The 21,715-nt window shown below is 50.0% G+C and carries 28 protein-coding genes and 4 pseudogenes; 24 read left to right on the top strand and 8 right to left on the bottom strand.

Annotated elements, in window-relative coordinates; genetic code table 11:
- Positions 1–198: 198 nt before the first annotated feature.
- The 3 genes from BN1129_RS04610 to BN1129_RS04600 all read right to left on the bottom strand — a co-directional run bounded on the left by BN1129_RS04610 (position 199) and on the right by BN1129_RS04600 (position 2,561).
- Positions 199–999: a LuxR family transcriptional regulator gene (locus BN1129_RS04610; RefSeq protein ID WP_042034781.1), complete on the bottom strand. Its 801-nt coding sequence runs from the start codon at positions 997–999 to the stop codon at positions 199–201.
- Positions 1,000–1,118: 119 nt separating this feature from the next.
- The gene (locus tag BN1129_RS04605) at positions 1,119–1,517 is read right to left on the bottom strand and encodes an H-NS family histone-like protein (protein ID WP_042034780.1); all 399 of its coding nucleotides are present in this window, start codon (positions 1,515–1,517) and stop codon (positions 1,119–1,121) included.
- A gap of 66 nt (positions 1,518–1,583) precedes the next feature.
- Positions 1,584–2,561 carry a hypothetical protein gene (locus BN1129_RS04600; protein WP_157013260.1) on the bottom strand — a complete coding sequence of 326 codons (978 nt, stop codon included), beginning with the start codon at positions 2,559–2,561 and terminating at the stop codon, positions 1,584–1,586.
- Positions 2,562–2,917: 356 nt separating this feature from the next.
- Between BN1129_RS04600 and BN1129_RS04595 the strand changes: the two genes are divergently transcribed.
- Positions 2,918–3,130, top strand: coding sequence for a helix-turn-helix transcriptional regulator (locus BN1129_RS04595; RefSeq protein ID WP_042034778.1), 213 nt, complete (start codon positions 2,918–2,920; stop codon positions 3,128–3,130).
- Between the two features lie 363 nt (positions 3,131–3,493).
- Complete coding sequence (locus BN1129_RS04590) at positions 3,494–4,477, top strand: YagK/YfjJ domain-containing protein (protein ID WP_042034777.1); 984 nt, start codon at positions 3,494–3,496, stop codon at positions 4,475–4,477.
- A gap of 136 nt (positions 4,478–4,613) precedes the next feature.
- Here the strand turns inward: BN1129_RS04590 and BN1129_RS04585 are convergent, their stop codons facing one another.
- Complete coding sequence (locus BN1129_RS04585) at positions 4,614–4,958, bottom strand: helix-turn-helix domain-containing protein (protein ID WP_041216040.1); 345 nt, start codon at positions 4,956–4,958, stop codon at positions 4,614–4,616.
- A gap of 281 nt (positions 4,959–5,239) precedes the next feature.
- On the opposite strand from BN1129_RS04585, the gene BN1129_RS04580 reads away from it, so the two are divergent.
- From BN1129_RS04580 to BN1129_RS04485, 19 genes and pseudogenes are all read left to right on the top strand, one after another.
- Positions 5,240–5,593, top strand: coding sequence for a hypothetical protein (locus tag BN1129_RS04580; protein WP_052449312.1), 354 nt, complete (start codon positions 5,240–5,242; stop codon positions 5,591–5,593).
- An 11-nt stretch (positions 5,594–5,604) separates the two neighbouring features.
- Positions 5,605–5,757, top strand: a complete 153-nt coding sequence (locus BN1129_RS23080; protein ID WP_042034774.1) for a hypothetical protein — start codon at positions 5,605–5,607, stop codon at positions 5,755–5,757.
- Between the two features lie 11 nt (positions 5,758–5,768).
- Positions 5,769–6,443, top strand: a complete 675-nt coding sequence (locus tag BN1129_RS04570) for a hypothetical protein (RefSeq protein WP_042034773.1) — start codon at positions 5,769–5,771, stop codon at positions 6,441–6,443.
- Between the two features lie 85 nt (positions 6,444–6,528).
- Positions 6,529–7,092 (top strand): lecithin retinol acyltransferase family protein, encoded by a 564-nt coding sequence (locus tag BN1129_RS04565; RefSeq protein ID WP_042034771.1) that lies wholly within the window; start codon positions 6,529–6,531, stop codon positions 7,090–7,092.
- Positions 7,093–7,128: 36 nt separating this feature from the next.
- Positions 7,129–7,554, top strand: a complete 426-nt coding sequence (locus tag BN1129_RS04560; RefSeq protein ID WP_042034784.1) for a DUF2787 family protein — start codon at positions 7,129–7,131, stop codon at positions 7,552–7,554.
- Positions 7,555–7,564: 10 nt separating this feature from the next.
- The gene (locus BN1129_RS04555) at positions 7,565–7,993 is read left to right on the top strand and encodes a hypothetical protein (protein WP_042034770.1); all 429 of its coding nucleotides are present in this window, start codon (positions 7,565–7,567) and stop codon (positions 7,991–7,993) included.
- On the top strand, positions 7,968–8,267 hold the full coding sequence (locus BN1129_RS04550) for a hypothetical protein (protein WP_042034769.1): 300 nt from the start codon (positions 7,968–7,970) through the stop codon (positions 8,265–8,267). Before BN1129_RS04555 ends, BN1129_RS04550 begins: the two co-directional genes overlap by 26 nt.
- A gap of 88 nt (positions 8,268–8,355) precedes the next feature.
- The gene (gene radC, locus BN1129_RS04545; protein ID WP_042034768.1) at positions 8,356–8,853 is read left to right on the top strand and encodes a RadC family protein; all 498 of its coding nucleotides are present in this window, start codon (positions 8,356–8,358) and stop codon (positions 8,851–8,853) included.
- On the top strand, positions 8,850–9,041 hold the full coding sequence (locus BN1129_RS04540) for a hypothetical protein (RefSeq protein WP_042034767.1): 192 nt from the start codon (positions 8,850–8,852) through the stop codon (positions 9,039–9,041). Before radC ends, BN1129_RS04540 begins: the two co-directional genes overlap by 4 nt.
- A gap of 24 nt (positions 9,042–9,065) precedes the next feature.
- Positions 9,066–9,404: a hypothetical protein gene (locus tag BN1129_RS04535; RefSeq protein WP_244463016.1), complete on the top strand. Its 339-nt coding sequence runs from the start codon at positions 9,066–9,068 to the stop codon at positions 9,402–9,404.
- A gap of 116 nt (positions 9,405–9,520) precedes the next feature.
- On the top strand, positions 9,521–10,027 hold the full coding sequence (locus BN1129_RS04530) for a hypothetical protein (RefSeq protein ID WP_042034766.1): 507 nt from the start codon (positions 9,521–9,523) through the stop codon (positions 10,025–10,027).
- Positions 10,027–10,242, top strand: coding sequence for a hypothetical protein (locus BN1129_RS04525; protein ID WP_042034765.1), 216 nt, complete (start codon positions 10,027–10,029; stop codon positions 10,240–10,242). The genes BN1129_RS04530 and BN1129_RS04525 overlap by 1 nt, the downstream gene beginning before the upstream one ends.
- Positions 10,239–10,601, top strand: coding sequence for a hypothetical protein (locus BN1129_RS04520; protein ID WP_042034764.1), 363 nt, complete (start codon positions 10,239–10,241; stop codon positions 10,599–10,601). The genes BN1129_RS04525 and BN1129_RS04520 overlap by 4 nt, the downstream gene beginning before the upstream one ends.
- Positions 10,598–10,885, top strand: a complete 288-nt coding sequence (locus BN1129_RS04515; RefSeq protein WP_244463015.1) for a hypothetical protein — start codon at positions 10,598–10,600, stop codon at positions 10,883–10,885. The genes BN1129_RS04520 and BN1129_RS04515 overlap by 4 nt, the downstream gene beginning before the upstream one ends.
- 83 nt (positions 10,886–10,968) lie before the next feature.
- On the top strand, positions 10,969–11,511 hold the full coding sequence (locus BN1129_RS04510) for a hypothetical protein (RefSeq protein WP_042034762.1): 543 nt from the start codon (positions 10,969–10,971) through the stop codon (positions 11,509–11,511).
- Between the two features lies 1 nt (position 11,512).
- The gene (locus BN1129_RS04505) at positions 11,513–11,854 is read left to right on the top strand and encodes a hypothetical protein (RefSeq protein ID WP_042034761.1); all 342 of its coding nucleotides are present in this window, start codon (positions 11,513–11,515) and stop codon (positions 11,852–11,854) included.
- A gap of 35 nt (positions 11,855–11,889) precedes the next feature.
- Positions 11,890–12,186 carry a hypothetical protein gene (locus BN1129_RS04500; protein ID WP_042034760.1) on the top strand — a complete coding sequence of 99 codons (297 nt, stop codon included), beginning with the start codon at positions 11,890–11,892 and terminating at the stop codon, positions 12,184–12,186.
- Between the two features lie 84 nt (positions 12,187–12,270).
- Positions 12,271–13,211: pseudogene (locus BN1129_RS22195) on the top strand (IS481 family transposase).
- Positions 13,178–14,213: pseudogene (locus BN1129_RS04485) on the top strand (IS481 family transposase). Before BN1129_RS22195 ends, BN1129_RS04485 begins: the two co-directional pseudogenes overlap by 34 nt.
- Positions 14,214–14,307: 94 nt before the next feature.
- On the opposite strand, the gene BN1129_RS04480 reads toward BN1129_RS04485, so the two are convergent.
- Complete coding sequence (locus tag BN1129_RS04480; RefSeq protein ID WP_042034757.1) at positions 14,308–14,907, bottom strand: isochorismatase family protein; 600 nt, start codon at positions 14,905–14,907, stop codon at positions 14,308–14,310.
- A gap of 212 nt (positions 14,908–15,119) precedes the next feature.
- Between BN1129_RS04480 and BN1129_RS22190 the strand changes: the two genes are divergently transcribed.
- Together BN1129_RS22190 and BN1129_RS04475 are read left to right on the top strand one after the other, a co-directional pair.
- Positions 15,120–16,517 carry an aminotransferase class I/II-fold pyridoxal phosphate-dependent enzyme gene (locus tag BN1129_RS22190; RefSeq protein WP_084204570.1) on the top strand — a complete coding sequence of 466 codons (1,398 nt, stop codon included), beginning with the start codon at positions 15,120–15,122 and terminating at the stop codon, positions 16,515–16,517.
- 3 nt (positions 16,518–16,520) lie between these two features.
- Complete coding sequence (locus BN1129_RS04475; RefSeq protein WP_042034756.1) at positions 16,521–19,028, top strand: AMP-binding protein; 2,508 nt, start codon at positions 16,521–16,523, stop codon at positions 19,026–19,028.
- 44 nt (positions 19,029–19,072) lie between these two features.
- Here BN1129_RS04475 and BN1129_RS04470 read toward each other — a convergent pair whose 3' ends face one another.
- Complete coding sequence (locus BN1129_RS04470) at positions 19,073–19,939, bottom strand: LysR family transcriptional regulator (protein ID WP_042034755.1); 867 nt, start codon at positions 19,937–19,939, stop codon at positions 19,073–19,075.
- Positions 19,940–20,069: 130 nt separating this feature from the next.
- Positions 20,070–20,183 (bottom strand): annotated as a pseudogene (locus BN1129_RS23075) (IS5-like element ISAs34 family transposase); the annotation flags it as partial.
- Positions 20,184–20,275: 92 nt separating this feature from the next.
- Between BN1129_RS23075 and BN1129_RS22185 the strand changes: the two are divergent.
- A pseudogene (locus BN1129_RS22185) lies at positions 20,276–21,396 on the top strand (IS3 family transposase); the annotation flags it as partial.
- Between the two features lie 36 nt (positions 21,397–21,432).
- Here the strand turns inward: BN1129_RS22185 and BN1129_RS04450 are convergent.
- The coding region (locus BN1129_RS04450) for a transposase (protein WP_042034753.1) at positions 21,433–21,715 on the bottom strand (283 nt) is incomplete at its 5' end.

The raw sequence follows: 21,715 nt of genomic DNA, 5'->3' as shown, positions 1-21,715 counted from the left end.
GCTAGCACTCGACCAAACCCCTAGCAGTGACCATGCCAACTCCTCTTCTCATTATCTATCAATCACTTACCTCCAACCCATAGCCTCAACCGCACAACCCTGAGCAAGTTTTTGCTCAAACTGCGCACATATCTCAGCAAATATTGCCAAGACAGTGATTTAGCCTAATAGGTTGGCAATAAATTGCGCCAGTCAGAACTATTGACCACCCTCATCAACGTTCCCCACTAACGCAGCATCGATATTGAGCCGTACCAGCCCCTGCTTGAGCGCCCAGGATATCGCCTGGCTTTTATTGCTGGCTCCCAGCTTCTCGGCAATACGCTCCAGGTGAAAGGTCACCGTTCTAGGGGTGATGCCCAGTATCTGGGCGATGTCACTGACTTGCTTGCCCTCCGCTGCCCACTGGCACACTTCCAGTTCCCGCAGACTCAGCGCATCCCGAGGGGGTATATCGGACAAGCAGACCCGCACGACCGCCTCAAAGATGTGTACCGATAGCCAGCTCAAAAAGGGGGTGGCCGTCAGCCATTGGTGTTCAGTACGGGGGGTTCGGGTAATGAATGACAGCAACCCCACATGGCCGCTGGCCCCATGCCAGGGGAAAGTGATGCCATCGCGCAATCCCGCTTCATGAGCCTGCAGCATCACCTCCACACCAGCTGTATCCTGTTGCTCGCAGCACTCGGTGATGAGATTAGCCCACAGGATGGGCGTGCTCTGCGTCATCCCCTTGCGCACCACTGGGTCTACCGCAAAGAAGCGCTGCGCATCATAGGCCTGCACCCACTGGGCAGGACAGCCATTGAAGATGCGCACCTCGGGACGCTGGATAGAGCTTGGCGAGATGAACCCCAGCCGAAAGTAGTCAAAGCCCATCTGCTGGCTGAGAGTAAGCAACAGCGCGACTATGGTGTGCTCGTCAGTGGCCGTATCGAACTGGGTGATGAGCGTCAGTGCGTCGGCAGTATTGAGAAAATGAAACGGGGTAGTGGTCAAGCATTCAGCTTATAAGCGATAAAATGTACTAAATATTACCAACAATCAATCAGATGGCGCAATCTATCACCAGCTAATGATAGATAAGGCCACATCGAGTATTGATGCGGCCTATACGTTCAGATGAGGAACTCGTCCAATTGGCGGCCTTGCTCGAGCTGCTCAGCCAAGAACTTGGGCGTGCGACCCTGACCGGTCCAAGTATGCTCTTGCCCATTATCAACATAGCGGTATTTCGGGGGACGAGGGGCTCGTTTAGCTTTGGCCGTAGTCGCTGCTGGAGTACTACCGACCAACTCAGCCGGATCAATCCCGGCATCAGCCAACATCGCTTGGAACTCGGCCAGCTTATTCAAATGTTCAGCTTGGGCTGCCTGTTCTTTTTCGGCCTGCTCCAGACGTTCCAGATAAATCAGTTCGATTTTCTCGTGAGCTTCTTTGAGCTGGTCCAGGGATAACTCACGGAGTGCTGCCCGCAGGCTACGGATGTTCAGCAGCACTTTCAAAAAATCACTCATTAGATGCTCCAGTTCACGCGTTAAATAAATGATATGTAGGCTTTAAGTCAGATTTTCATCGACAACCTACCTTCGCATTCTCCTGTCGTATTCAGCATTAATCAAGTCTTCAATTACGCTGTTGAGCTTTTTGTTATCAATATCCGCCAATGCAGATAATCTTTTTTTAGCTTTAGTGCTGAGTAGGTAAGATGATGGTTTTCGATCCTCCTGTTTCTCTAAATACCTTTTCTTTGCACAGGCACGAGACAGGTTTGTCATCAGTGACTCTTTTATTAAATCACTCTGTAACAAGTCATAAAACAAAACCAACGCATCACTGTGAATACCTTTCAAGTCAGCTGATGACTTGCCTCCAAGACTTATCCATTCAGGTTTATTCCCTTCTAGATATTTTCTTTCCAAATATCCCCAAGCCCATACCACCTTGTCATCATTGCGACTGACCCAATCAATCATTTTATAATCACGTTCTACGATTTTCCAACGCGCTAGATGAGCTGAAAATGTAGCCTTGGGGAATACATCGATATCCGCACAGCGTTCAATATACGTTATTAAGTCTGCCTTGGATAGGCGAATGTCAAGATCATCTCGGAATGAACCATTCCTCACATCATTGAAAAAAGCCCCTCCAAATATCTGATTGCGAAGTGATTGCTCATACGACTGAATTGCAACACGCATGGATGCAAAGGTGTATCGCCGTGCTCGTTTATCTTTAAGCAACAAGGATAGCTCTTTGCTACTTGCAGCCACCTTTTTATATATTTGGGACATGAAACCTTTGACACAGGAAGGAATGTTTAGCCCGGCATTATCAAACTCCATACATTGAGAATACATGAACTGACTAAATAATCCCTTTCGTCCATCAGCATCACTGACGATGTCGTATACGAGAGCATCTAATTTTAATTTCATCTCACAGAAAGAGATACTCCTTGTAACTTTGTTTTCTTTAAATGGATAAACAAAATCATTGTGTAATAACGCATTATAAAGATAGAAGGCCTCTCTATCACTCCACTTATAGCTACTCATGTCTATTTACCTGACATAAAAAATTTTCATAACAACTACTGCCAACGAAAATGAATGTCAATATAAAAACATCAAATGCAAATGATTTTCACTCAACATTCACTTCCTTTTTTCGTGGGATTCTTAGGGTGTTTTATAGGCAAGGGAAAGCGCTTGTTACTTGAGCTGAAGGGGGTGGTAAGCGGAGGCTTCGCCGCCTCTTCTATACAAGGCAATTTCTATTGTTTAATGGCCCATGAGTCAGTGTTTTCTCGCCCTAACTACACGTGCATCCAATAACCTCTTGGTACCGTAAAGCTAAAAAATTACTGCGTGGATTATCTACTGAGCAAAACCCAACCCTCAGGAGTACATCCATGAACAACACCATCAAAGTCCTACGCATTAAAGACCTCATGAGCAAAATCGGCATGGCCCGTTCGACCATATACGACCGCATGAACCCAAAGTCGCCACGCTATGACAGCACCTTCCCCAAACCCATCAAACTGGGGTTATCTGCTGTCGGTTGGCTAGAGCATGAAATTGATACTTGGGTCAAAAACTTGATAAACCAAAGAGAAGACTAATTTACACCTTCATTACCTCCATAACTTGCAACCATCAAAAAGAGCATATTAATACCTTGGTGGGGAGTGATAATGTATTTTCTGCTTATATATGGAAATCCAAGTTTCAACACCTACTTCGGGTAACCGAGCATTAAGGTATATTTATTATTGGTCATTACACTCTATTGAACACTACACCAGTATCATTACATCCTATTCATTACTACATCCTTATCCCATTAGTTTATACAACCATCCAATAGCCATCTCATCATCCACCATTAGGTGGTGATATTAACCCTCACCGTTACAGCCTTCCCCTGATATACGCGTGTGTCTATCACATCGCGTAGGGGTAACCTTGCCTAAAAAAGAGGTTCTATGTTTAATAAAGCGAGACTAATTTCCATCATTGCGCTTGTGAAAAGTTTAAATGTTGAAACCGCACCAATGGTATCTTTGATAACTACCGCACCAAACAAACTGTGTTTTACCAGTGAAACAAAAGGATTGCTCGACGTACTGGAGGATGTTGATGACTATTTCCATTGCCATACTGAGATCTCATCGTCACACCCTACGGTGGAATTGTTTTTAAGCCACATGGCACATGTGCATGGGTTAGCACAAATCAAGCAACAGGAATTAGATGAAGATACGGCAAATATAATTGCACACGACATTAATCAGGCGTTGATAGCATTTCACCACGCACTGTATAGCAAGGATCACCAGAAGCGGCTGGACAACAGATTAAGAGCAGCACCTCGTAACAGTCAAAGCCTTGAGAAATATATTCCGACGCTATTTCTCAAGCATGCCAAGTTACTGTTCATCCGCTTGGACCTTGGCTACAAGGAAAAGGTTTATTGTCGGCTAACGCCCGAGACGGCGATGGAAGATCGCAGATGCTATCTGGCCATCATCAAGCGACAATTCCCTGGATTGGTTGGGTATATCTGGAAGATGGAATATGGCCGAGACCGGCGCTTTCACATGCACACCGTGTTCATCTTCAACGGCGCACTTCATCAGCAGGATCGCTCACTAGGCCGATTACTGGGAGAGCACTGGGAAGAGTACACCAATGATCTTGGCACCTATTTCAACTGTGCCCACCTTCGTGAGCACTACCAAGCACAGGGCAATGACGGGATAGGTATCGTGCAATACGATGACGTACAGAAGCAGGAGAAGTTGTTCAAGGCGCTCGAGTACCTGACCAAGCATGATGAGTTGATGCTGGCCACGCTCCCTTCCGGGCGTCGTACCTTTGGCCGCATGGAAATACCTGAAGCAAGTAATCGTCGGGGCCGTCCACGCATCCGCCGTTCAGAGTTGCCGGTACTGATCGAGTTCGATTGAAAAAGATCTCAGACAGATATTATCTAGGGAGTAAACAGATATCGCAGTTAAGCTGCTTGGGAGCGCCATTGCGGCCTCCCAAGCCATCGGCCTTGGCATCGGGTGTCTGTCAGTCACAGATGCTCACTGTGAGCCATTAAGGCGCCAGTCGCGCCACCAGCTTATCAACCACCTCCAACACCAGCTCCCTGTCGGCTGCCTTGAGCTTGGCCAATTGCTGGCTGAGCACAATGCCTTGTTCGGTAGGGCGGTTGCTGGTTTCACGCAGGAAGTCTGCCAGCTCACACTCAAACAGCTGGGCGAGCTCTGCCAACCGCACCACGGTCGGCACCACTTTTCCCCGCTCCATCCGGGAGACCGCTTCCATCCCGATATCCAGGTGCTCTGCGACTTGCTCCTGGGTCAGCCCCGCTTGCTGGCGTTGCCGTCCAATCGCTTTACCTACGCTCTTGGCCAGTTCTTCAAAGTTGACGTCTGTCATAAGTCCTCCAGTCAGCACGTATGCTTGACCATGGACTCGTTGACATTAAGGGCGAATTTAGTTGAGACTCGGCATGGAAGGTTGAGTTTGTTTGAATATATAGATTGATATTAGAAAGGAGAGTCTTCTACACGGCATAAATTCCAACCCACTTTCTTCAGTAGCGCTTGGCTAACTGCCAGCCCACTCGCTGACATTACCTGTATGACCCCGCTTATCCGAGAGGCCTGCCTCATCGGTCAGGCACCCTTTTGTCCTTTTCATGTTACAGGAGACCACACATGAAACGCTACCTTATCGCTGCTGCAGTGCTTGCTGCCTCAGCGGTTATCTATACCAGTGCCTCTGACGGCACCAAGGCGTCACCGCCAGAATTCAAACTCGACCTGTTCTACAACTCACTGGGCCGTCCCCAGTTACAGGTAACATCCCTCAATGATGCCGTCACCATCAAAAAGATCCTCATCAACCGTGGGAAGTGTGTGGCGGTAGGCCCCTACGGGATAGACCGCACGTTCCCGGTATCACTCAAATACAGCCAGCGTACCCAGTTCTCCCTTATTCCGGGCAGCTGCAACTTGCTCGAAGCCACCGTGTTCACCGACCAGGGTGAAGCGGCTTACACATTCCAATAGGAGAAGCATCCATGCCATTAATTCTGCTGTGGGTAGGGCTGGCGTTACTGCTGGGCTTTGTTGCCGCCGGTAACGGTCGCTCTTTTTGGGGCTGGTTTATTCTCGGGTTAATTATCGACCCCATTCTGGCCGGACTGCTGTACTGGCTTATTAGTAAAGACTGATGGAGAGGCACATGACGACACTGTTCACCCGGACACTACGAGCAGCCACGCTGGGGCTGCTGCTCAGCTGTTCGATGGCGACCTTCGCTGCCGATGGCGCACTGGAGATTGAGACAAAGGTGCCTGCCACCCTGAGCGGGAAGCTGAGTTACGCCAGCATGAAGTACTGGGTCGAGGTGCCTGGACAAGGGAATGTTGATGTATGGACCGATGATGAGGCTTACGCCGCCTTAATTGACCTGGTGGGGACACAGGTGTCGCTTGAGGGGGCAATGGTGACCTTCACCGATGGCAGTGTCTATTTTCAGCCCAAGCTGGCGAAAGCATCAGCCGGATTTACGGTGCGAAAGAATGATGAGGTGAACTTCGATGTGCTGCTCAATGGTGAGCTACTGACTCATCACGACAGTTATGCCGGTGTTGATGTGGCCCACCAGTTTGCAATACCCGGTGGTCAGGTCGCGCTGATTGAACTGTTCAGTGGAGGTGTGGGCTGCCCTGTGCTCTACCAGTTGGTTGTAACCAGACAAGATTCACCCACCATGACGTCTGAGGTGTTTGGGACCTGTAGCGACCAGGGCAAGCTGAGCCCAGACACCAACGGCTTTACCCTCAATCTCCCTGGCAATCCCAGCGAGCGCTGGGCATGGGATGCCAGCAGCCTGACACTGCGCAAGCAGTCCTGACCACCAGCCACCACACACTCACCACCATCAGGGCACCTTCGGGTGCCCTGTGTGTTTATGCCGCATCTCGTTTAAGGAACTGTCCATGCCATTACCACAACCGGGGGACCACCTCGTTTCCCCCCGTACCGGCTACCAACACCACGGCCTCTACCTGGGAGACCACCAGGTCATCCACTACCTGGGTTTCAGTACCGGTGAACTGTCCGGCCAGATAACCATCACCTCTTTGCCTGAGTTTTGCCAAGAGCACGATTATCACATTCAGCATCATGGGACACGCGCCTACAACCGGGAGGAGAGCATGGACCGTGCCTATTCTCGCCTCGGGGAGGCGCACTACAGCACCCTCTTTAACAACTGCGAGCACTTCGTGCTCTGGTGTATCGAGGGCTTTCACTACAGCAAGCAGATTAACCAGCGGATTGCGACCGGGTGGGTGGCCCATCAGGCTCTGCGCACTGTGGCGAGTCAGCCCACCACCTCAGCACTCGCAGGGCTGGCCACCAGCACCATGCTAAGTACGTCTACGCGCACAGTGCTCGCGGCAACAGCGGGTTCGCTGCTGAGCACCACTGCTGTTCCCATCACGCTTTCCCTCGCCGCTACCTACGGCCTCTACCGCGCCTGGCGCTGGTTCAGGGATTAACGGTTCTCACATTCGATACAAAAAGGACACACCATGATGACCATGCCATTTCACCTGGCAGGGATGGCCCTGCCGATTTCACCCGAGCTGCCTGACTTGCTCCGCCGCGTCGTGCGAGAACAACAGCTCGACCTCACCGACCTCTCGACCCTGACCGTCAACTTTCGCAGCCCCGGCTACAGTGCCGAAACGGGTGGCGTCCATCCGGTAGAGCTGCGGCTTATTCGGGGATTGCACGGCTGGGTCTTCGATTACATCACCGACTTCAGTTACCAGGGACTGGGTCAGGATGCCGAGCTCTGCAAGGAGCTCGACTTTAACCTCTCCTGCGACGAGCACTATCTGCAGGGCTGGGGACCACTGCCCGGCGTGGAAGCACGGGAACTGTTCGCAATGTGGCAGAGCAATTTCATTAGCTACGCCCAGTTGGGGTATTTCACCGTCACGGTCAGCGGGGATTAGGAGGTGTGTGATGACTAACGGACTACCGCTCTCTCACTATTCACGCCAGTGGCTGGGACTGGTCGCGGCTAAAGCCAAGCTGCTGCCGACTCGCCAGGGCGAGCGCTGGTTGCTGCACCTGACGCCTTGTAGCACACATGCACGCACCGTCACGCTGCACTTACGTTGGTCTGGCGTGCAGTGGCAACTGCTCTCCCTCACCAATGCCGAGGATTGGCGCACCATGAGCCAGCCCGTCGATGAAATCTGTGTGGACCCCACGCGTCGCTGTTTCTGGCGCTGCCAAGCAGGGCCGATTTCTCTCACCGAGCAGCCCCGCGTGCTGGGGAGCTTTTTGAGCGACCTGCAGCGTAGCTGCATTCATCACGGCTATTGCGTGGAGAGTGACCCCTTACCTCAAAAGGAGGCACACGATGCCCAAACAACCGATAGCCGTTGAGCTGGAGGCCATCAATCGGGATGGCGAGACGCAGGTGGTGCGTGACAGTGGCCTGACCGTACAGGGCTACAGTGTCTACCTGCGGGCGGTAGAGGCCAGTGGGTTGGCCCTGGCTACCTGGGTTGCTGACTACGACACCATCGGCCCTGCCTATGAACTGGCAGAACGGCTGAGTGTGGCACTCGCTATCCCACTCACTGTGCTGGTCCCCGGACTGCTGATACTGGTGAAGGGGGAACCTACCGCCACGGCAGGCCCCACTACGGCCAACTGAACACCCCTCAAAGTGAACCAACAACCTCTCTGCATTTAGCCCCGGTATGCCTCGCGCTGCCGGGGTCTTTCTTTTTCAGGAGACCACCATGCGTTACCACAAACTCAAAGCCGGGGAATGCCCCGGCACCTATGTCGTTACCGAACCGGTGACCGAGCAAGACCTGCTACGTATCGCCAATCATATTGCCCGCAAGCGCCTGGCTAAAGGCTCCGCCATCACCAGTACCACAGAGGCCGCCGAGCGACTGCAAACCCTGCTACAAGACCGGGAGCATGAAGTGTTTGGGGCACTGTTTCTCGACTCACAGCATCGCGTGTTGGCTTTTGAGGAGCTGTTTCGCGGCACCCTCGATAGCGCCAGCATCTACCCACGGGAAGTGGTCAAGCGGGCCTTGTTACTCAACTGTGGGGCCATCATCGCGGTGCACAATCACCCCAGCGGCGACCCCGAACCTAGCCACTCAGACCGGGTCTTTACCCAGGCCCTCAAGGAGGCCTTGGCACTGGTCGATGTTCGGCTGCTCGACCATCTGGTAGTTGGCGCTGAGGGTGTAGTCTCGCTGGCCGAGCGAGGCCTGCTATGAACATTCTCCCTGGCAAATCACACCTCACCGCCCTCGATATCCTCATCGAGTTGCGTTGCTGGCTTGCAGACAACGTCCAGATGCAGGCAGCGCCCGCTATCGTCGCTCACCTGCCCAACGGTTACCAACTCACCCAGGCCGACTGTGTCGAAGCCATTGATGCGCTGTTGCATCAGTTGCGGCACTAATCAGGCCAAGAAGGGACAAGCACCATGCGATTACCCAATCCCTATTCCCTCGAGGAAACTCTCAAGAAGCTGCGCTATAGCCTGGCAGCCGCCAGCAACCAAGGGGCGCTGGCGTTGTTGGAGCAAGCAGTCACCAAGGCTCGTGATGACAGGGTATATGCCAAGCAGTTTGAAGAGACCTTGCTGCAAGGCTCCACCGTAGAGATACGCGAATGTCTCAGCTGCTTTGGTGACTACTTCGAACGATCCCGAGACGCACCGCCCTATTACCCGTACCACGATGCCGTCAATGGCATTGATTCCGCACTCTACGCCATCCTGTTCGATGCCGCTCCCCCCGACACTGAGCAGGCGTATGAATAACGCCAACATCCCCAAACCCGGATCATCTGGTCCAACACCATGACCTGGATATGCCGACACAACCCACAGGGCCGCCTCACTGCAGGTGGCCTTTTTCATTTCAAGGAACCATCCCTATGTCTGCCTTCATGATTGACCGCCAGGATTACCTGGCCTTTGCCGTGCAGTTACACCGTTTTTGCAATGCCCCCATGCCACCGCACTACACCCTTGAGTTGCTGCGCACCCTCTGGTGGAACTCACCAATGGATGTCACCAGTACCTGGACGTGGCGGGTAGACCGGCTGGTGCGGCTGATGATGATCGCCAACCGGCGGGCAGTCTGGCATCGCTATCAGTTAGGACGCCAGCAAGAGCAGAAGGAACCACGCCAGCACTGCTCGACCAAGCTGGGACAGATTAAACCTGCCCACCGTTACCACCAGGCACCACTCACCGATGCCGAACTGGTGGCGCTGTACAAATTCATCTGCTGCGTCCTGTACCAATCGAGCGAATGGAGCGGGAGCCCTGAGCAGGCACCTCGGCTTGTGCAGGTAATACAGCAATTGCAACAGGCCCTCGCACAAGACGTGCTGACCCGATTGTCACTGTGGGACCAAGCCCCTTGGGGGGAGATGTGATGAATCTTTCCATCACCCTGACCATGACGAGTTCACCACCAGACGGTACAGCCCAGATAGCCCAACGCATCTCTGATGACATGGCACACCTGCATCACCGTCTGGGGGATGGGGTCAGTGATGAACTGGGCATCAGCATCAGTTACCTGGTCGAGCAGTTTGCGCTGCTGGCAGCGGCTTGCCATTCACCTGCGGAAATGGAGAAACATCAATGATTGAGTTCAACGACAGCTTTAGCCAGGCCGCCGTAGCGGAGGCCATGTGTGCCCATCCAGCACTCGCCAAGCTCATCAGTCAGCAGTTGATGTTGCCGAGCTTTGCCTATGCCCACGATGTGGAGGGGCGGAGTATTGGCGGCCCGCTGGTAGCGCCCAACCCGGTGCTGCACAAGACCGCGCTCTTTGTCAGCCCCCGCGATATGCGTGAGCACCTGCCACGTGAGATTAACTTCGCCCGCTTTCGCTGTGCCTGTAATGCAGCGGGTCAGCCGGTCGGCGAGTGGCAACGGGTGATTGTTGGGGCTTACGTCAACCATGGCAGCAATGACAAGCCGGACTGGAGCAGCCATACATGACAGTGCCCACTGCACCACCAATGGCGCCTGAGAGTGCTATCGCCAGTCTCCGAGCTCATATCGAGGAGTTCATCGCACTGGAGCTGACCCACAGGCTCGATGTACAGCTGGCTAACCTGGTGCATTCCGGCGTGCTGGACCTGGATAACTGGGACGGGGCAAATCTGGTCCTGCCTCGCACCGTGACCACCGCGCTGCTGGAGGCTGCTGCCGAGCGGGTGATTTGGCGCAGCCACCGGCGCCGCTATCAGCGAGATATCAACCGCCTCAAGCAATCGCTATAGACAATCATTCCCTATACAGCACACCACCACCCCATACAGCCCCTCACACCGAGGGGCTGTATGTATTTGAAGGAAGCCCACCCATGCACGACCTGCGTGATTTCAAGACCCTGTCCGCTCGGCAGATAACCACTGCCATCGGTCAGCTCAACCACAACACCGCGCCGAAGATAATGACCCACCTCGCATTGCGGGCCAGGCAACCCCATCCGCTCGGTAATGGCCGTAGCAGAGCCAAGGCCCTCAAGCTGCTGCGCCGGGTCAAGAAGGCCCACAAGGCGGGTCGCATCCCGCTTGAGCTCACCGTGACTGGCTGTCGCATTGACCGAGGTAGCCATCAGGCAGACCGTTACTACTACGACCGAACACTGCTGGCCCAGGGCTGGCAGCAGTACGACACCGAGGAAGATGCATGGTATTTCGGCATCTGGATTCACACAGAGAAATTGGAGACCTTTACCTACGCCGAAGGGGATACCTGCCATGTGATTGCGCCGAACGTCGAAGCCTTTCGGGCCGAACTGGCGCGGCTCTACCAGTACCACCCGCAGGCCCCGGCATTTATAAGCATCGACCCGGAAGCAGGCGTTGTGACCCGACATATTGAAGCCAAGCCGGAGGTGTGAAATGGCTAAGAACATCACCATCAAGGTGCCCGGCAAACATCCGCAAACCGGTGAGCTCACCACCTTCGAACTCAAAGGCCAACGCATGGATATCGACATCGGTGGGCAGGCCGTGCTTTTCCTCATTCACGGAAGGGGGATGGGAACGTCACTCACCCATATCCCCAGTGGCTATCGCATTGCACTGCTCGGTGGCTGGCTGAGCGCTCGTTACGCAATTCCTGAGAATAAGCCCAGCAGAACGGCCTGCGCTCAGATGGCCATAGACCGACTGGTAGCCCAGTACGGTTCGCTGCATCTGCTGGACCGACTCAATTGCAAGCCGGTTATCAATCAGATGTAACGCACAACATGGCCCAGACAACAAGGAACGATGCAATGACCAGCCCCATACCTGTAACAACGAATCCACTGACAGGCCATTCGGTGATGCAGATGCTGGATGTCGCCATGAGCGCCATCGTTGGCGATTATGATGACGCAGACCTAGTGCCGGAATGGCAATGGGTCAAGCGTATGGCCTCCCATGAACATGTCGGCGTGAAGGATGACTCCGCCTATGAGTACACCTTGAACCTGGCCATGGAGCTCGATGCCATCCCGCCAGCACTGCAGCCCTTACTCACTGCCGCCCAGCAGGCTGGCGTGAACTACATCCTGTTTTACAACGGCTAGCTGTGATCTCTCTGTAGGTTGTTCACTCGGGGCATTCCCGGAGAATTGGAGGCGCCAACCAAACCAATCATCCGAGGTGCCCCAGTGAACAACCATAAAAATGCCCGATTAACCGTCTTTGGTCGACAGCTTCTTGTCCAACGTATCCTTGAGCAGGGCCTGCGCGTTGAAGAGGCCGCTCACGCTGCCGGCGTTAGTACCCGCACCGCTTACAAGTGGCTCACTCGATATCGCCAGGAGGGGCCTGATGGCTTGTACAATCGCTCTTCTCAACCTGCATCCTGCCCCCATGCCATTGATGACCTGCGCCAACAGCGGATTATCGAACTGCGCAAACAGCGACAGACCTATCGGCACATCAGCCAATCTCTGGGCACAGTGCAGTCGCGCGTATCCTGCAACGAATGGGACTGAATCGACTGGCTAATCTGGAACCTGCCCCTCCAGTACAACGCTATGAACATGAGAAACCGGGTGACTTGCTGCATTTGGACATCAAAAAGTTGGGGCATTTCCATCGTCCCGGCCATCGGGTGACGGGTGACCGCCGCCAAGACTCTCCGGGGGCGGGATGGGAGTATGCGCATGTGGCGGTTGATGACCACTCCCGTGTGGCATTCAGTGCCCTGTATCCTGATGAAACGGGACGCAGTGCCTGCCTGGCGCTGTTACAGGCACTTCGCTACTACGCCGGGCTCGGTATTCGTTTCAGTCGGCTACTCACTGACAATGGCGCCTGTTATCGGTCGACACGCTTCCAGAAGCTGTGTCGTCGCTTGGGACTCAAGCACCTGCGCACCAAACCTTACACACCCCAAACGAATGGCAAAGCAGAGCGCTTCATTCAGACAGCGCTACGTGAATGGGCTTATGCACGGAGCTATGACTCATCAGTGCAACGGGCAGAACACTTACAACCGTGGCTGCATGAGTACAACTGGCATCGTCCTCATGCAAGTCTGGGCTACCAGCCCCCCATCAGTCGTCTTCAATCTGTGAACAACTTGGTGGGTTTACACAGCTAGAGCTCGCCAAAGAGCTCAATAACGTCAGCAAAGCCTGCAAGCTCATCGGCTACAGCCGTCAGCAGTTCTACGAAATTCGCCGTCATTACCAGACCTATGGCGCCGAGGGCTTGCTCGACAAATTGCCCGGCTGTAAAGGGGCTCATCCCAACCGGGTTGCGCACGAGATTGAACAGGCCATCCTCGATTACTCCCTCACCAGACCAACCCATGGCCCGCTGCGGGTCGCACAAGAACTGGCTCTGCAAGGTATCAACGTCAGTGCCGGTGGGGTGCGTGGAGCGTGGCGTGTGGCAACGTCACGACTTGCTCTCCAAACACGACCGTTTGTTGCGCCTCGAGAAAACGCACCGGGAGCAGACCATAGAGCTCAATGATGAGCAAATTCGCCTGCTCGAACGCTTCAGCCCCGAGTTTCGCGAACGCCAGATAGAAGTCCACTACACCGGGGAACTGGTGGCGGTCGACACCTTCTTCGTCGGCGCGCTCAAGGGGGTTGGCAAGGTGTATCTGCAGACCGTGCTGGACTGCTACAGCCGCCACGCCTGGGGACGGCTCTACACCAGCAAGCTGCCGGTGACCTCGGTCCATGTGCTCAATGAAACGGTGCTACCGTTTTTTGAAGCCCACGAGGCACGGGTCTATACCATCCTGTCGGACAACGGGCGCGAGTTCTGTGGGCGCCCAGACCATCATCCCTACGAGCTGTTCCTGCAACTGGAGGGGATTGAGCACCGGACAACCAAGGTGCGCAGGCCGCAGAGCAACGGCTTTATCGAGCGGCTACATCGAACCTTGCTGGATGAACACTTCCGTATCAAGGGGAGAACGACCTGGTATGAGTCGGTAGAGCAGATGCAGACAGACCTGGATAGCTACCTGGAGCACTACAACACCGAGCGGCCACATCAGGGCAGGATGATGGAGGGTCAGACCCCCTACAGCATGTTCAAGAAGGGTCTGAAATTGATACCGAAGGAAGTGCGCACTAAAGTAGCGTAAACAAGACACCGGTTTGAGGCCGGTGTCAGGTGATAACTAGATCTGTACATATAGAGCCCCGTTCGAGCCCTCATAGGACTTTTTAGCTACCTATTTATGCAAAATTATTCAAAGGTTGAATTGAAGCGTATCGGTCGCTTAGTGCAGCCATAGACACCAAGTGAATAAGTTTTTCATCAATCGGATTACCGCGTAGGTCGGGTAATGGTCGTGTTGCACAGGCGTCTTCACAAACAATAACGTCATAACCCAGCTCTACAGCTTTGATAGTTGTCGCAGTAACACACATATGGCTCATGAAGCCGAGGATAATGAGCTGCTTACGTCCAGTTAACTGCAGCATCTCTTCCAGGTCAGTGTTGAAAAATGAGTTAGGTAGTGTCTTGTGAACTACCGTTTCGTTGTCATTAGGTTTAACAACATCTACGGCGTCTGACAAAGGTGAATCGCAGTTAAATACCGGTGATGCCGAACTCGCTTTGTGAAGTATATGGAAAACTGGGGCATTCTTGCTTCGAGCGGTCTCTAGCAGCTTCTCTGCGTTCTCTAATGCTGTTTTACCAGCTTTGCCTAGCGACAAAACACCATCCACGTATTCATTTTGGTAATCAATAAAAAGAACCGAAGCATTATTCCAATCAACCTTATGCTCTTGTAGGCCAGCAATATTTCTAAGTGTATTTAATTGAGTCATGTTTGTTTCTCCTATAAAACCAAAACTAATTATACCCATATGCTTTTTTTATTCGATTTATATTTGTGCAAATGCCATGTGCGAAAATTATTGTGGACTAATATTTATAATGACAGACATGTCGCTGATATTAATTGCACGTACTACGTGCAAAATTTTTCATATGAAAATCAAAAGCTTTAATTTATTTTTTCGTAAACCTAGGAGGAAATGTGAATAACACATCATTACCAATATATAGCTCTTTAAATAATGCTAATGAAAAGCTTAAAGGGAGTTTCCATGCGTTACCAATACAAAATCTTGGAAAAACAAACAATGTCGTATTGAGTGAGGATTTTATCGCTAGGTTATCTAAGGTAAAAGAACTTGAACTATCACTTACCTCACCTTTTTTCGATAGTTTAACTGATCCAACTAAAGCTATAGATGAATCAGCGAATATATTGAAAGATATGTATGGTTCTGACTTGTCATTGTTTGTGACGTGCGGCAGCACAATATCAAACAAGATCGTCATAGAAGCTATTTGTAAGTCGTCAGATAAGGTCTTATGCCAAAGAGGTGTTCATCAGTCGATTTACTTTTCCTTGAAGTCTCAGGATAGCGATGTGAACTATGTACAGGATTTGATTTGCAATGACGATGCCTACATATACTCAGCTGATGCAAAAGGCATTATTGATGCGTTAATCAAGGCTGAAGAGAACGGAACACCCTATACAACCCTTATAATCAACAGTCAGACCTATGATGGTGTGTGCTTTGATTTACAAGAGTTTCTACCTGTTGTCTGTGAAAGGGCAAAAGGTATAAAGAACATCGTGATAGATGAAGCATGGGGAGCTTGGTCTACTTTTGATCCTAAGATGAAGGAGAAAAGTGCAATACAAAACGCCTCAGCGCTCTCACAGAAATATGACATTAACTTTATAGTAACGCATTCTATTCACAAGTCTTTATTTGCATTGCGACAAGCAAGCATCATCAATGTTTTTGGTTCTGAGGATTGTCAAACTAAGATTGGTGGCAGTCACTTTAGAAATCATTCCACCTCTCCTAGTTATCCTATTCTGGCTAGTACGGAACTCGCTTTGGGTCATGCTAACCAATACGCAACACAGTACTCAAATAGGATAAGTGAACAGTGTGAACACCTTAAATCCTTCATTAATGAGTTGAGCTTGTTTAGATGCTCGCAATTGACTCTTGATAACCAATATCTAATCCCAGACCCTACAAAACTATGGATAACTTGCACTACTAAACTATTAAGCGGTGCCAAAATTAGAGAAATTTTATTTAATAAATATGGGATATATATTAGCAGGTATTCACATAATTCAATCCTTCTAAATCTTCATCATGGCATTTCAAATGAATTAATTTATTTGTTGACTAAAGCTCTGCATGAAATAGATAAAAAATATAAAAACAAAAATAACCTACTAAATATAAATGTCGGTGATATAGCTAATTCTTTCTATATTTTATATCCACCAGGCATTCCGATTTTAACACCTGGGCAGACCATTTGTAACAACGTAATAACTAAGATTAACCAATCAATATTTGACGATACATCTCTATTAATTGTCGAAGGGAATTAAATAATGCTTCCAATAGATAAACTAAAGGAAATATCTTCTGCTCGAGGAAATAAAAACGCCGTCATTTTCGGTGACAAAAAAGTCACATGGTCGGAGTTTTATAGAGAGGCATACAAAATCACGGTAAATCTGTCTTCGAAGATAGACAACAATCGCGCTGACTTATGTATGTGTTACATTTCACTGAATTGTCTAGAACTGGTTTACATAATGTCAGCGGCATCTTCATTAAAGATACCATGCACAGGCATAGACTATACGCAGAGTACAGAAAAGATCGAGTCGATGCTGACTTCAACAAGATGCAATATTTTAGTTGTATCGTCGTCATACTGTATTGAAAACAATATCAATCTACAGGAACTTGCAAAATTTGTGACTATCGTTGATTTAGATAGTCAGTTGAAAAATAGCATCAACTTCTGTGAACTGTTAAAAGATATAGAGGGGTTGCCGGGAGCAATCAAAGCACAGCATCGTCCTTTCAGAAGTATATCATTCACTTCAGGTACCTCTGGCGTACCAAAAACAGTCGTGCGTAGTAAGTCTTTTGATGCTCGAAGATTTTCATTCTTCACTGCGCGTTATGGCTTTTCTTCAGAAGATGTCCATTTGCTTGCAATGCCTTTGTATCATGCCGCCGGTAGTGGTTGGTCACGCTTATTCATGCAATTAGGCGCTACAATCGTTATCGCTAAGCCACACGACACGCTTAATATGGCAAACCTAATTAAAAGTGAATGGATCACTACAAGTGCCATGACTCCCCCACTTTTGAATGATGTGGTCACTCATTATTCTCTGGGCGGCTATGCACCTAATGATAACAATTTAAAATTCATCATTGTTGGTGGTAAACATTTTCATCCACAAGCGAAACTTCAAGCTATCAACGCTCTTGGCCCAGTTATCCATGAGTACTATGGGACTACTGAGACTGGTGTTAATGCTCTAGCTGAACCATGTGACTTGATCACTAATCCTACAAGTGTTGGTCGAGCTTATGATGGTAACAAAATCAAAGTGGTCGATCAGAACGGTAACGTACTACCAAATCATCAAGTAGGACGCATTGCTATTTCGAGTTACATGAACATGGATGGCTATGGAAACCAAGATTCTGAATATGTAGTGATCAATGATGATAAATACCTCATCACCGCCGAGACAGGCGAAATGGATGCTGAGGGAAACATTTATCTGAGAAACCGCGCACAAGGTGAAAGCGCTCTTAATGTCTACGAACTAGAAAACGATGTAAGACATCTTCCAGGAATCAAAGATGTGGCCATGATCCCAGTCTCAAAGAACTCCGTACTTTGTGGGTATGCGATCAACGAAGAGTTTATTGTGGATGACGCCGAATTGGTCAGAAACATTAAGTACATCTGTAGAAAGCTCAAGGTGAGACTTGAAGGTGTTTGCCAAGTCGATTCAATTCCATATTCCCCATCAGGAAAAGTACGCAATGATGAGCTGAAGCAGATGGTATTGAATAAAGAGACTGTTCAGCCATCAAAGAGCCAAGAATCAAAAACAACCAAGGGATCGAACATTTCATTCGCCCAATTCGTAATAGCAATCCTATGTTTGTTAGGTACTGCTATCTCTTGGGGGGCGATGTTCCCAATTGCGAAGAACGCTTTAACGACAATGGACGCAGTACATATCAGTTTAATTCGATATGGAACCGCGTCTCTGATATTTGTAGCGATGTTAGCAGTTAAAGAGGGACTATCATCTTTATTGCCAGGTCGAGACTTCTTCAAACTATGGTTGTTTGGCTCATTTGGGTTCGCGGGTTTCAGTATCTTAGCTTTTGCTGGTCTGGCTTACACTAAACCACAACATGGCGCGATAATTATGGCGCTTATGCCTTTAATTTCGGCTGTTATGATGTGGACATTGAAAAAAGCAAGGCCTTCAAATTTCACTATCGTATCGATAGCTCTTGCTTTATTTGGTGTTGTACTAGTCATTACCAAAGGTGAACTTTCAGTACTATCAGGTGGCAGCTTATTACCAAGCTTGGTTATTCTTGCGGGTGCGTTTTGTTGGGTAACATATACATTAGGCGCGAGCTACGTAAGTGGATATTCAGTACTACGCTATACAGCGCTGTCCTGTTTCTTTGGTGCATTCACCATCGTATTAGTTGCGTGTATTACAAACTTCGCTGGAATCACTCACGCACCTTCGCTTAACCAAGTTCTAGCAGTTAAATGGGAGTTAATCTACTTGATTACATTTGCTGGTGTGATTGCTGTTTTCTCTTGGAACCACGGAATAAATACTTTTGGCCCAATCAATGGCGTGTTGTTCATCAACATAGTACCAATTACTGCTTTCACTATTGGCATGTTAAGAGGTGAAACAATCACGAATACTGAGATTTATGGCGCAGGTATTACTATCTTAGTTTTGGTGCTGAACAACATTTACAGTCGTTTATCATCAAAACCTAAAGCTGTAAGTACAAGTCGCTTCCAGGTACAAACAGCTCAAAGCTAATAGAACTTCTACTTTAATGAAATGGCAGGATACCCTGCCATTTTTTATGCGTAGCTTTGCAGCTCATTCTTAAATATTTTCACCAATTCTTCCATGACAAGCTTTTTTGGTGTGGACATTAAGGTCTTCTTCGAAGTGAGCATCCATATCTCTCGAGTAATAGGAATCTCTGGTTCAATCGTACTCAATGAATTTGAACTAAGTGTTAGTCGCGGTAAAAGTGCAATGCCGTAGCCATGCTCTGCCGCTTTCTTCTGAGCGGATATTGTATCTGTTTGGAGTTTTATAGCCTTAGTACCGAACTTTTCAATCAGGAATTTACACTCTGTCAGATGACTGAACTCTGCGGTGTAAGTAATGACATTGACTGGCTCATCGTTTACCAATCGTTCTATCCAGTAGTCAGTGCCGCACAATACAAACTCTACCTCACCTAATTTCTTACAAATCGATTCACCCTTTTCAGGAAGATCCAAACGCAATGCGATGTCAGCTTCTTGCTTCGCTATATTCACGTTTCGATTTGATGTATCAATTTCAAATCTCAGTTCGGGAAATCGTGTGTGCAACTTCTTCAAGTTTTCGATGACGAAATGTTCTGCCAAAAACGGAACCATAGAAATTTTGGCATTCTGGTTAAACTTCGCTTCAGGCGAAAGTGACTCGGATAAACTGTTGATTTTATCTCTTAGGTCAACCGAACGTTCGTATAAAAGCTTCCCTTCAATCGTTGAATTAAATCCATCGCTTGTACGGTTAAATAACTTCAGTTTTAGAGAATCTTCCAATCGATCTATACGCCTCGAAACTGTCGCGTAATTTACGTTCAATCTATGAGCCGCTGTACTTACTTTGCCAGCCTCAAAAAGCACTAAGAAAAACTTCAAATCATCCCAGTTACTGTTGTTCACTTATTGTCCCTTTGCTTAACTTTTTATCGAATCCGTTTTTAGATTATACAATCTACCAATAGGTTACAAAACAGTCAGTAAGAGTGCGCTGACCCCGCCCCAGTAGACGATCCAGCCCTAGGCTGTGTTCTCAAAATGCTGGTTTTCTGTCCGCCAATAGTTCCCGCAAGTAACGAAGGCAGAAAGCCAGCTTGATAAAAGCTGCAAAACTTACCGCCAGTTTTTCATACCTCGTTGAGAATCGGTAGATTGGCCCCTTGAAGATCCAAACACTTCGCCCCTCTTAACTTAAGAGGTAGTCTTGGAACTATGTTCAGTACTAGTCGCAACGAGAAGATGGTCGAAGTGTTAACAGGGGCTGAGCGCCGTCGACGCCGGACTCCACAAGAAAAGATCGCCATCGTGCAGCAGACCTTTGAGCCCGGAATGACCGTCTCTCATGTCGCTCGCTTGCACGACGTCAACGCCAACCAGCTTTTCAAATGGCGTAAGCAATTCCAGGAAGGGTCTCTCACGGCGATCACCGCCGGTGAGGATGTTGTTCCAGCCTCCGAGTTGGCTGCTGCCATCAAGCAGATCCGAGAGCTCCAGCGTCTGCTCGGGAAGAAGACCATGGAGAACGAGATCCTCAAAGAAGCCGTGGAGTATGGTCGAGCAAAAAAATGGATTGCGCATGCGCCCTTGTTGCCGGGGGACGACGATTAAGTGCTGTGAGCCAGGCCCTTAATGTATCGCGTGCGCAGCTATCCGTTCGTGTTCATCGAAAACCGGGTTGGCAAGATGGTCGTCATCATCGCCAGCATGATGATGCTGCCTTACTTGGCCGTATCATGGAGGCGATGGCTGAGCTTCCCTCCTATGGGTATCGCCGAGTCTGGGCGCTGTTACGGCGTCAGTCAGAGGCAACACGACAGCCTGTGGTAAACGCCAAACGGGTATATCGCGTCATGCGCGATCATGGCCTGCTGCTGGAAAGAAAACCGGCGGCACCATTGGCCCAGCAGGCACATAAGGGGCGTGTTGCCGTCAAAGAGAGCAATCGACGTTGGTGCTCGGATGGCTTTGAATTTCGCTGTGATAACGGTGAAAAACTACGTGTCACGTTCGCCATGGACTGCTGCGATAGGGAGGCGTTGGACTGGGCGGCCAGTACCGGGGGTTACGACAGTGACACAGTGCAAGATGTCATGCTGAGATCTGTCGAACGTCGCTTCGGGGATGCGTTGCCGACATCACCGGTAGAATGGCTGACAGATAATGGTTCGGCGTATCGAGCCCATGAGACCCGCGCGTTTGCACGAGAAATCGGGTTGGAGCCCAGAACGACGGCGGTGAGAAGCCCACAGAGCAACGGTATAGCGGAGAGCTTCGTGAAGACGATGAAGCGAGACTATATCGAGATGATGCCGAAACCAGATAGCCGAACAGCGGTAGGCAATTTGGCCATCGCGTTTGAGGAGCCTGTAAATAATTCTGTGTAACTGCCCACTCCATTACAGGTGACCGTTCAGGCGATCACCGAACTCGATAATAAAGCGATTTAGGGCAAGCTTCCAATTCTGGATCGGCATGGTCCATTTCTTGGCGGCCTGCTGTATCGCGAGAAACGCCACTTTTAGCGCCGAGTCGTCGGTCGGGAAGAGCTTCCTTTGCTTGGTCGCTTTACGCAGCACGCTGTTCAGTGACTCGATCGCATTGGTGGTGTAAATCACCTTCCGGATGGCGGGGGGATAATCGAACAGCGTGATCAGATTGGCCCAGTTACTCTGCCAGGAG

This window comes from Aeromonas popoffii, assembly GCF_000820025.1.
Classification (GTDB): domain Bacteria; phylum Pseudomonadota; class Gammaproteobacteria; order Enterobacterales; family Aeromonadaceae; genus Aeromonas; species Aeromonas popoffii.
The sequence above is the reverse complement of the archived record's forward strand: the minus strand, read 5'-3'. Positions and strand labels throughout refer to the sequence as shown.

Excerpts from the sequence above, each read along its gene's own strand:
- BN1129_RS04605 (WP_042034780.1), bottom strand. The coding sequence starts at position 1,517 with ATGAGTGATTTTTTGAAAGTGCTGCTGAACATCCGTAGCCTGCGGGCA.
- BN1129_RS04600 (WP_157013260.1), bottom strand. The coding sequence starts at position 2,561 with ATGAGTAGCTATAAGTGGAGTGATAGAGAGGCCTTCTATCTTTATAAT.
- BN1129_RS04595 (WP_042034778.1), top strand. The coding sequence starts at position 2,918 with ATGAACAACACCATCAAAGTCCTACGCATTAAAGACCTCATGAGCAAA.
- BN1129_RS04590 (WP_042034777.1), top strand. The coding sequence starts at position 3,494 with ATGTTTAATAAAGCGAGACTAATTTCCATCATTGCGCTTGTGAAAAGT.
- BN1129_RS04585 (WP_041216040.1), bottom strand. The coding sequence starts at position 4,958 with ATGACAGACGTCAACTTTGAAGAACTGGCCAAGAGCGTAGGTAAAGCG.
- BN1129_RS04580 (WP_052449312.1), top strand. The coding sequence starts at position 5,240 with ATGAAACGCTACCTTATCGCTGCTGCAGTGCTTGCTGCCTCAGCGGTT.
- BN1129_RS23080 (WP_042034774.1), top strand. The coding sequence starts at position 5,605 with ATGCCATTAATTCTGCTGTGGGTAGGGCTGGCGTTACTGCTGGGCTTT.
- BN1129_RS04570 (WP_042034773.1), top strand. The coding sequence starts at position 5,769 with ATGACGACACTGTTCACCCGGACACTACGAGCAGCCACGCTGGGGCTG.
- BN1129_RS04565 (WP_042034771.1), top strand. The coding sequence starts at position 6,529 with ATGCCATTACCACAACCGGGGGACCACCTCGTTTCCCCCCGTACCGGC.
- BN1129_RS04560 (WP_042034784.1), top strand. The coding sequence starts at position 7,129 with ATGACCATGCCATTTCACCTGGCAGGGATGGCCCTGCCGATTTCACCC.
- BN1129_RS04555 (WP_042034770.1), top strand. The coding sequence starts at position 7,565 with ATGACTAACGGACTACCGCTCTCTCACTATTCACGCCAGTGGCTGGGA.
- BN1129_RS04550 (WP_042034769.1), top strand. The coding sequence starts at position 7,968 with ATGCCCAAACAACCGATAGCCGTTGAGCTGGAGGCCATCAATCGGGAT.
- radC (WP_042034768.1), top strand. The coding sequence starts at position 8,356 with ATGCGTTACCACAAACTCAAAGCCGGGGAATGCCCCGGCACCTATGTC.
- BN1129_RS04540 (WP_042034767.1), top strand. The coding sequence starts at position 8,850 with ATGAACATTCTCCCTGGCAAATCACACCTCACCGCCCTCGATATCCTC.
- BN1129_RS04535 (WP_244463016.1), top strand. The coding sequence starts at position 9,066 with ATGCGATTACCCAATCCCTATTCCCTCGAGGAAACTCTCAAGAAGCTG.
- BN1129_RS04530 (WP_042034766.1), top strand. The coding sequence starts at position 9,521 with ATGTCTGCCTTCATGATTGACCGCCAGGATTACCTGGCCTTTGCCGTG.
- BN1129_RS04525 (WP_042034765.1), top strand. The coding sequence starts at position 10,027 with ATGAATCTTTCCATCACCCTGACCATGACGAGTTCACCACCAGACGGT.
- BN1129_RS04520 (WP_042034764.1), top strand. The coding sequence starts at position 10,239 with ATGATTGAGTTCAACGACAGCTTTAGCCAGGCCGCCGTAGCGGAGGCC.
- BN1129_RS04515 (WP_244463015.1), top strand. The coding sequence starts at position 10,598 with ATGACAGTGCCCACTGCACCACCAATGGCGCCTGAGAGTGCTATCGCC.
- BN1129_RS04510 (WP_042034762.1), top strand. The coding sequence starts at position 10,969 with ATGCACGACCTGCGTGATTTCAAGACCCTGTCCGCTCGGCAGATAACC.
- BN1129_RS04505 (WP_042034761.1), top strand. The coding sequence starts at position 11,513 with ATGGCTAAGAACATCACCATCAAGGTGCCCGGCAAACATCCGCAAACC.
- BN1129_RS04500 (WP_042034760.1), top strand. The coding sequence starts at position 11,890 with ATGACCAGCCCCATACCTGTAACAACGAATCCACTGACAGGCCATTCG.
- BN1129_RS04480 (WP_042034757.1), bottom strand. The coding sequence starts at position 14,907 with ATGACTCAATTAAATACACTTAGAAATATTGCTGGCCTACAAGAGCAT.
- BN1129_RS04475 (WP_042034756.1), top strand. The coding sequence starts at position 16,521 with ATGCTTCCAATAGATAAACTAAAGGAAATATCTTCTGCTCGAGGAAAT.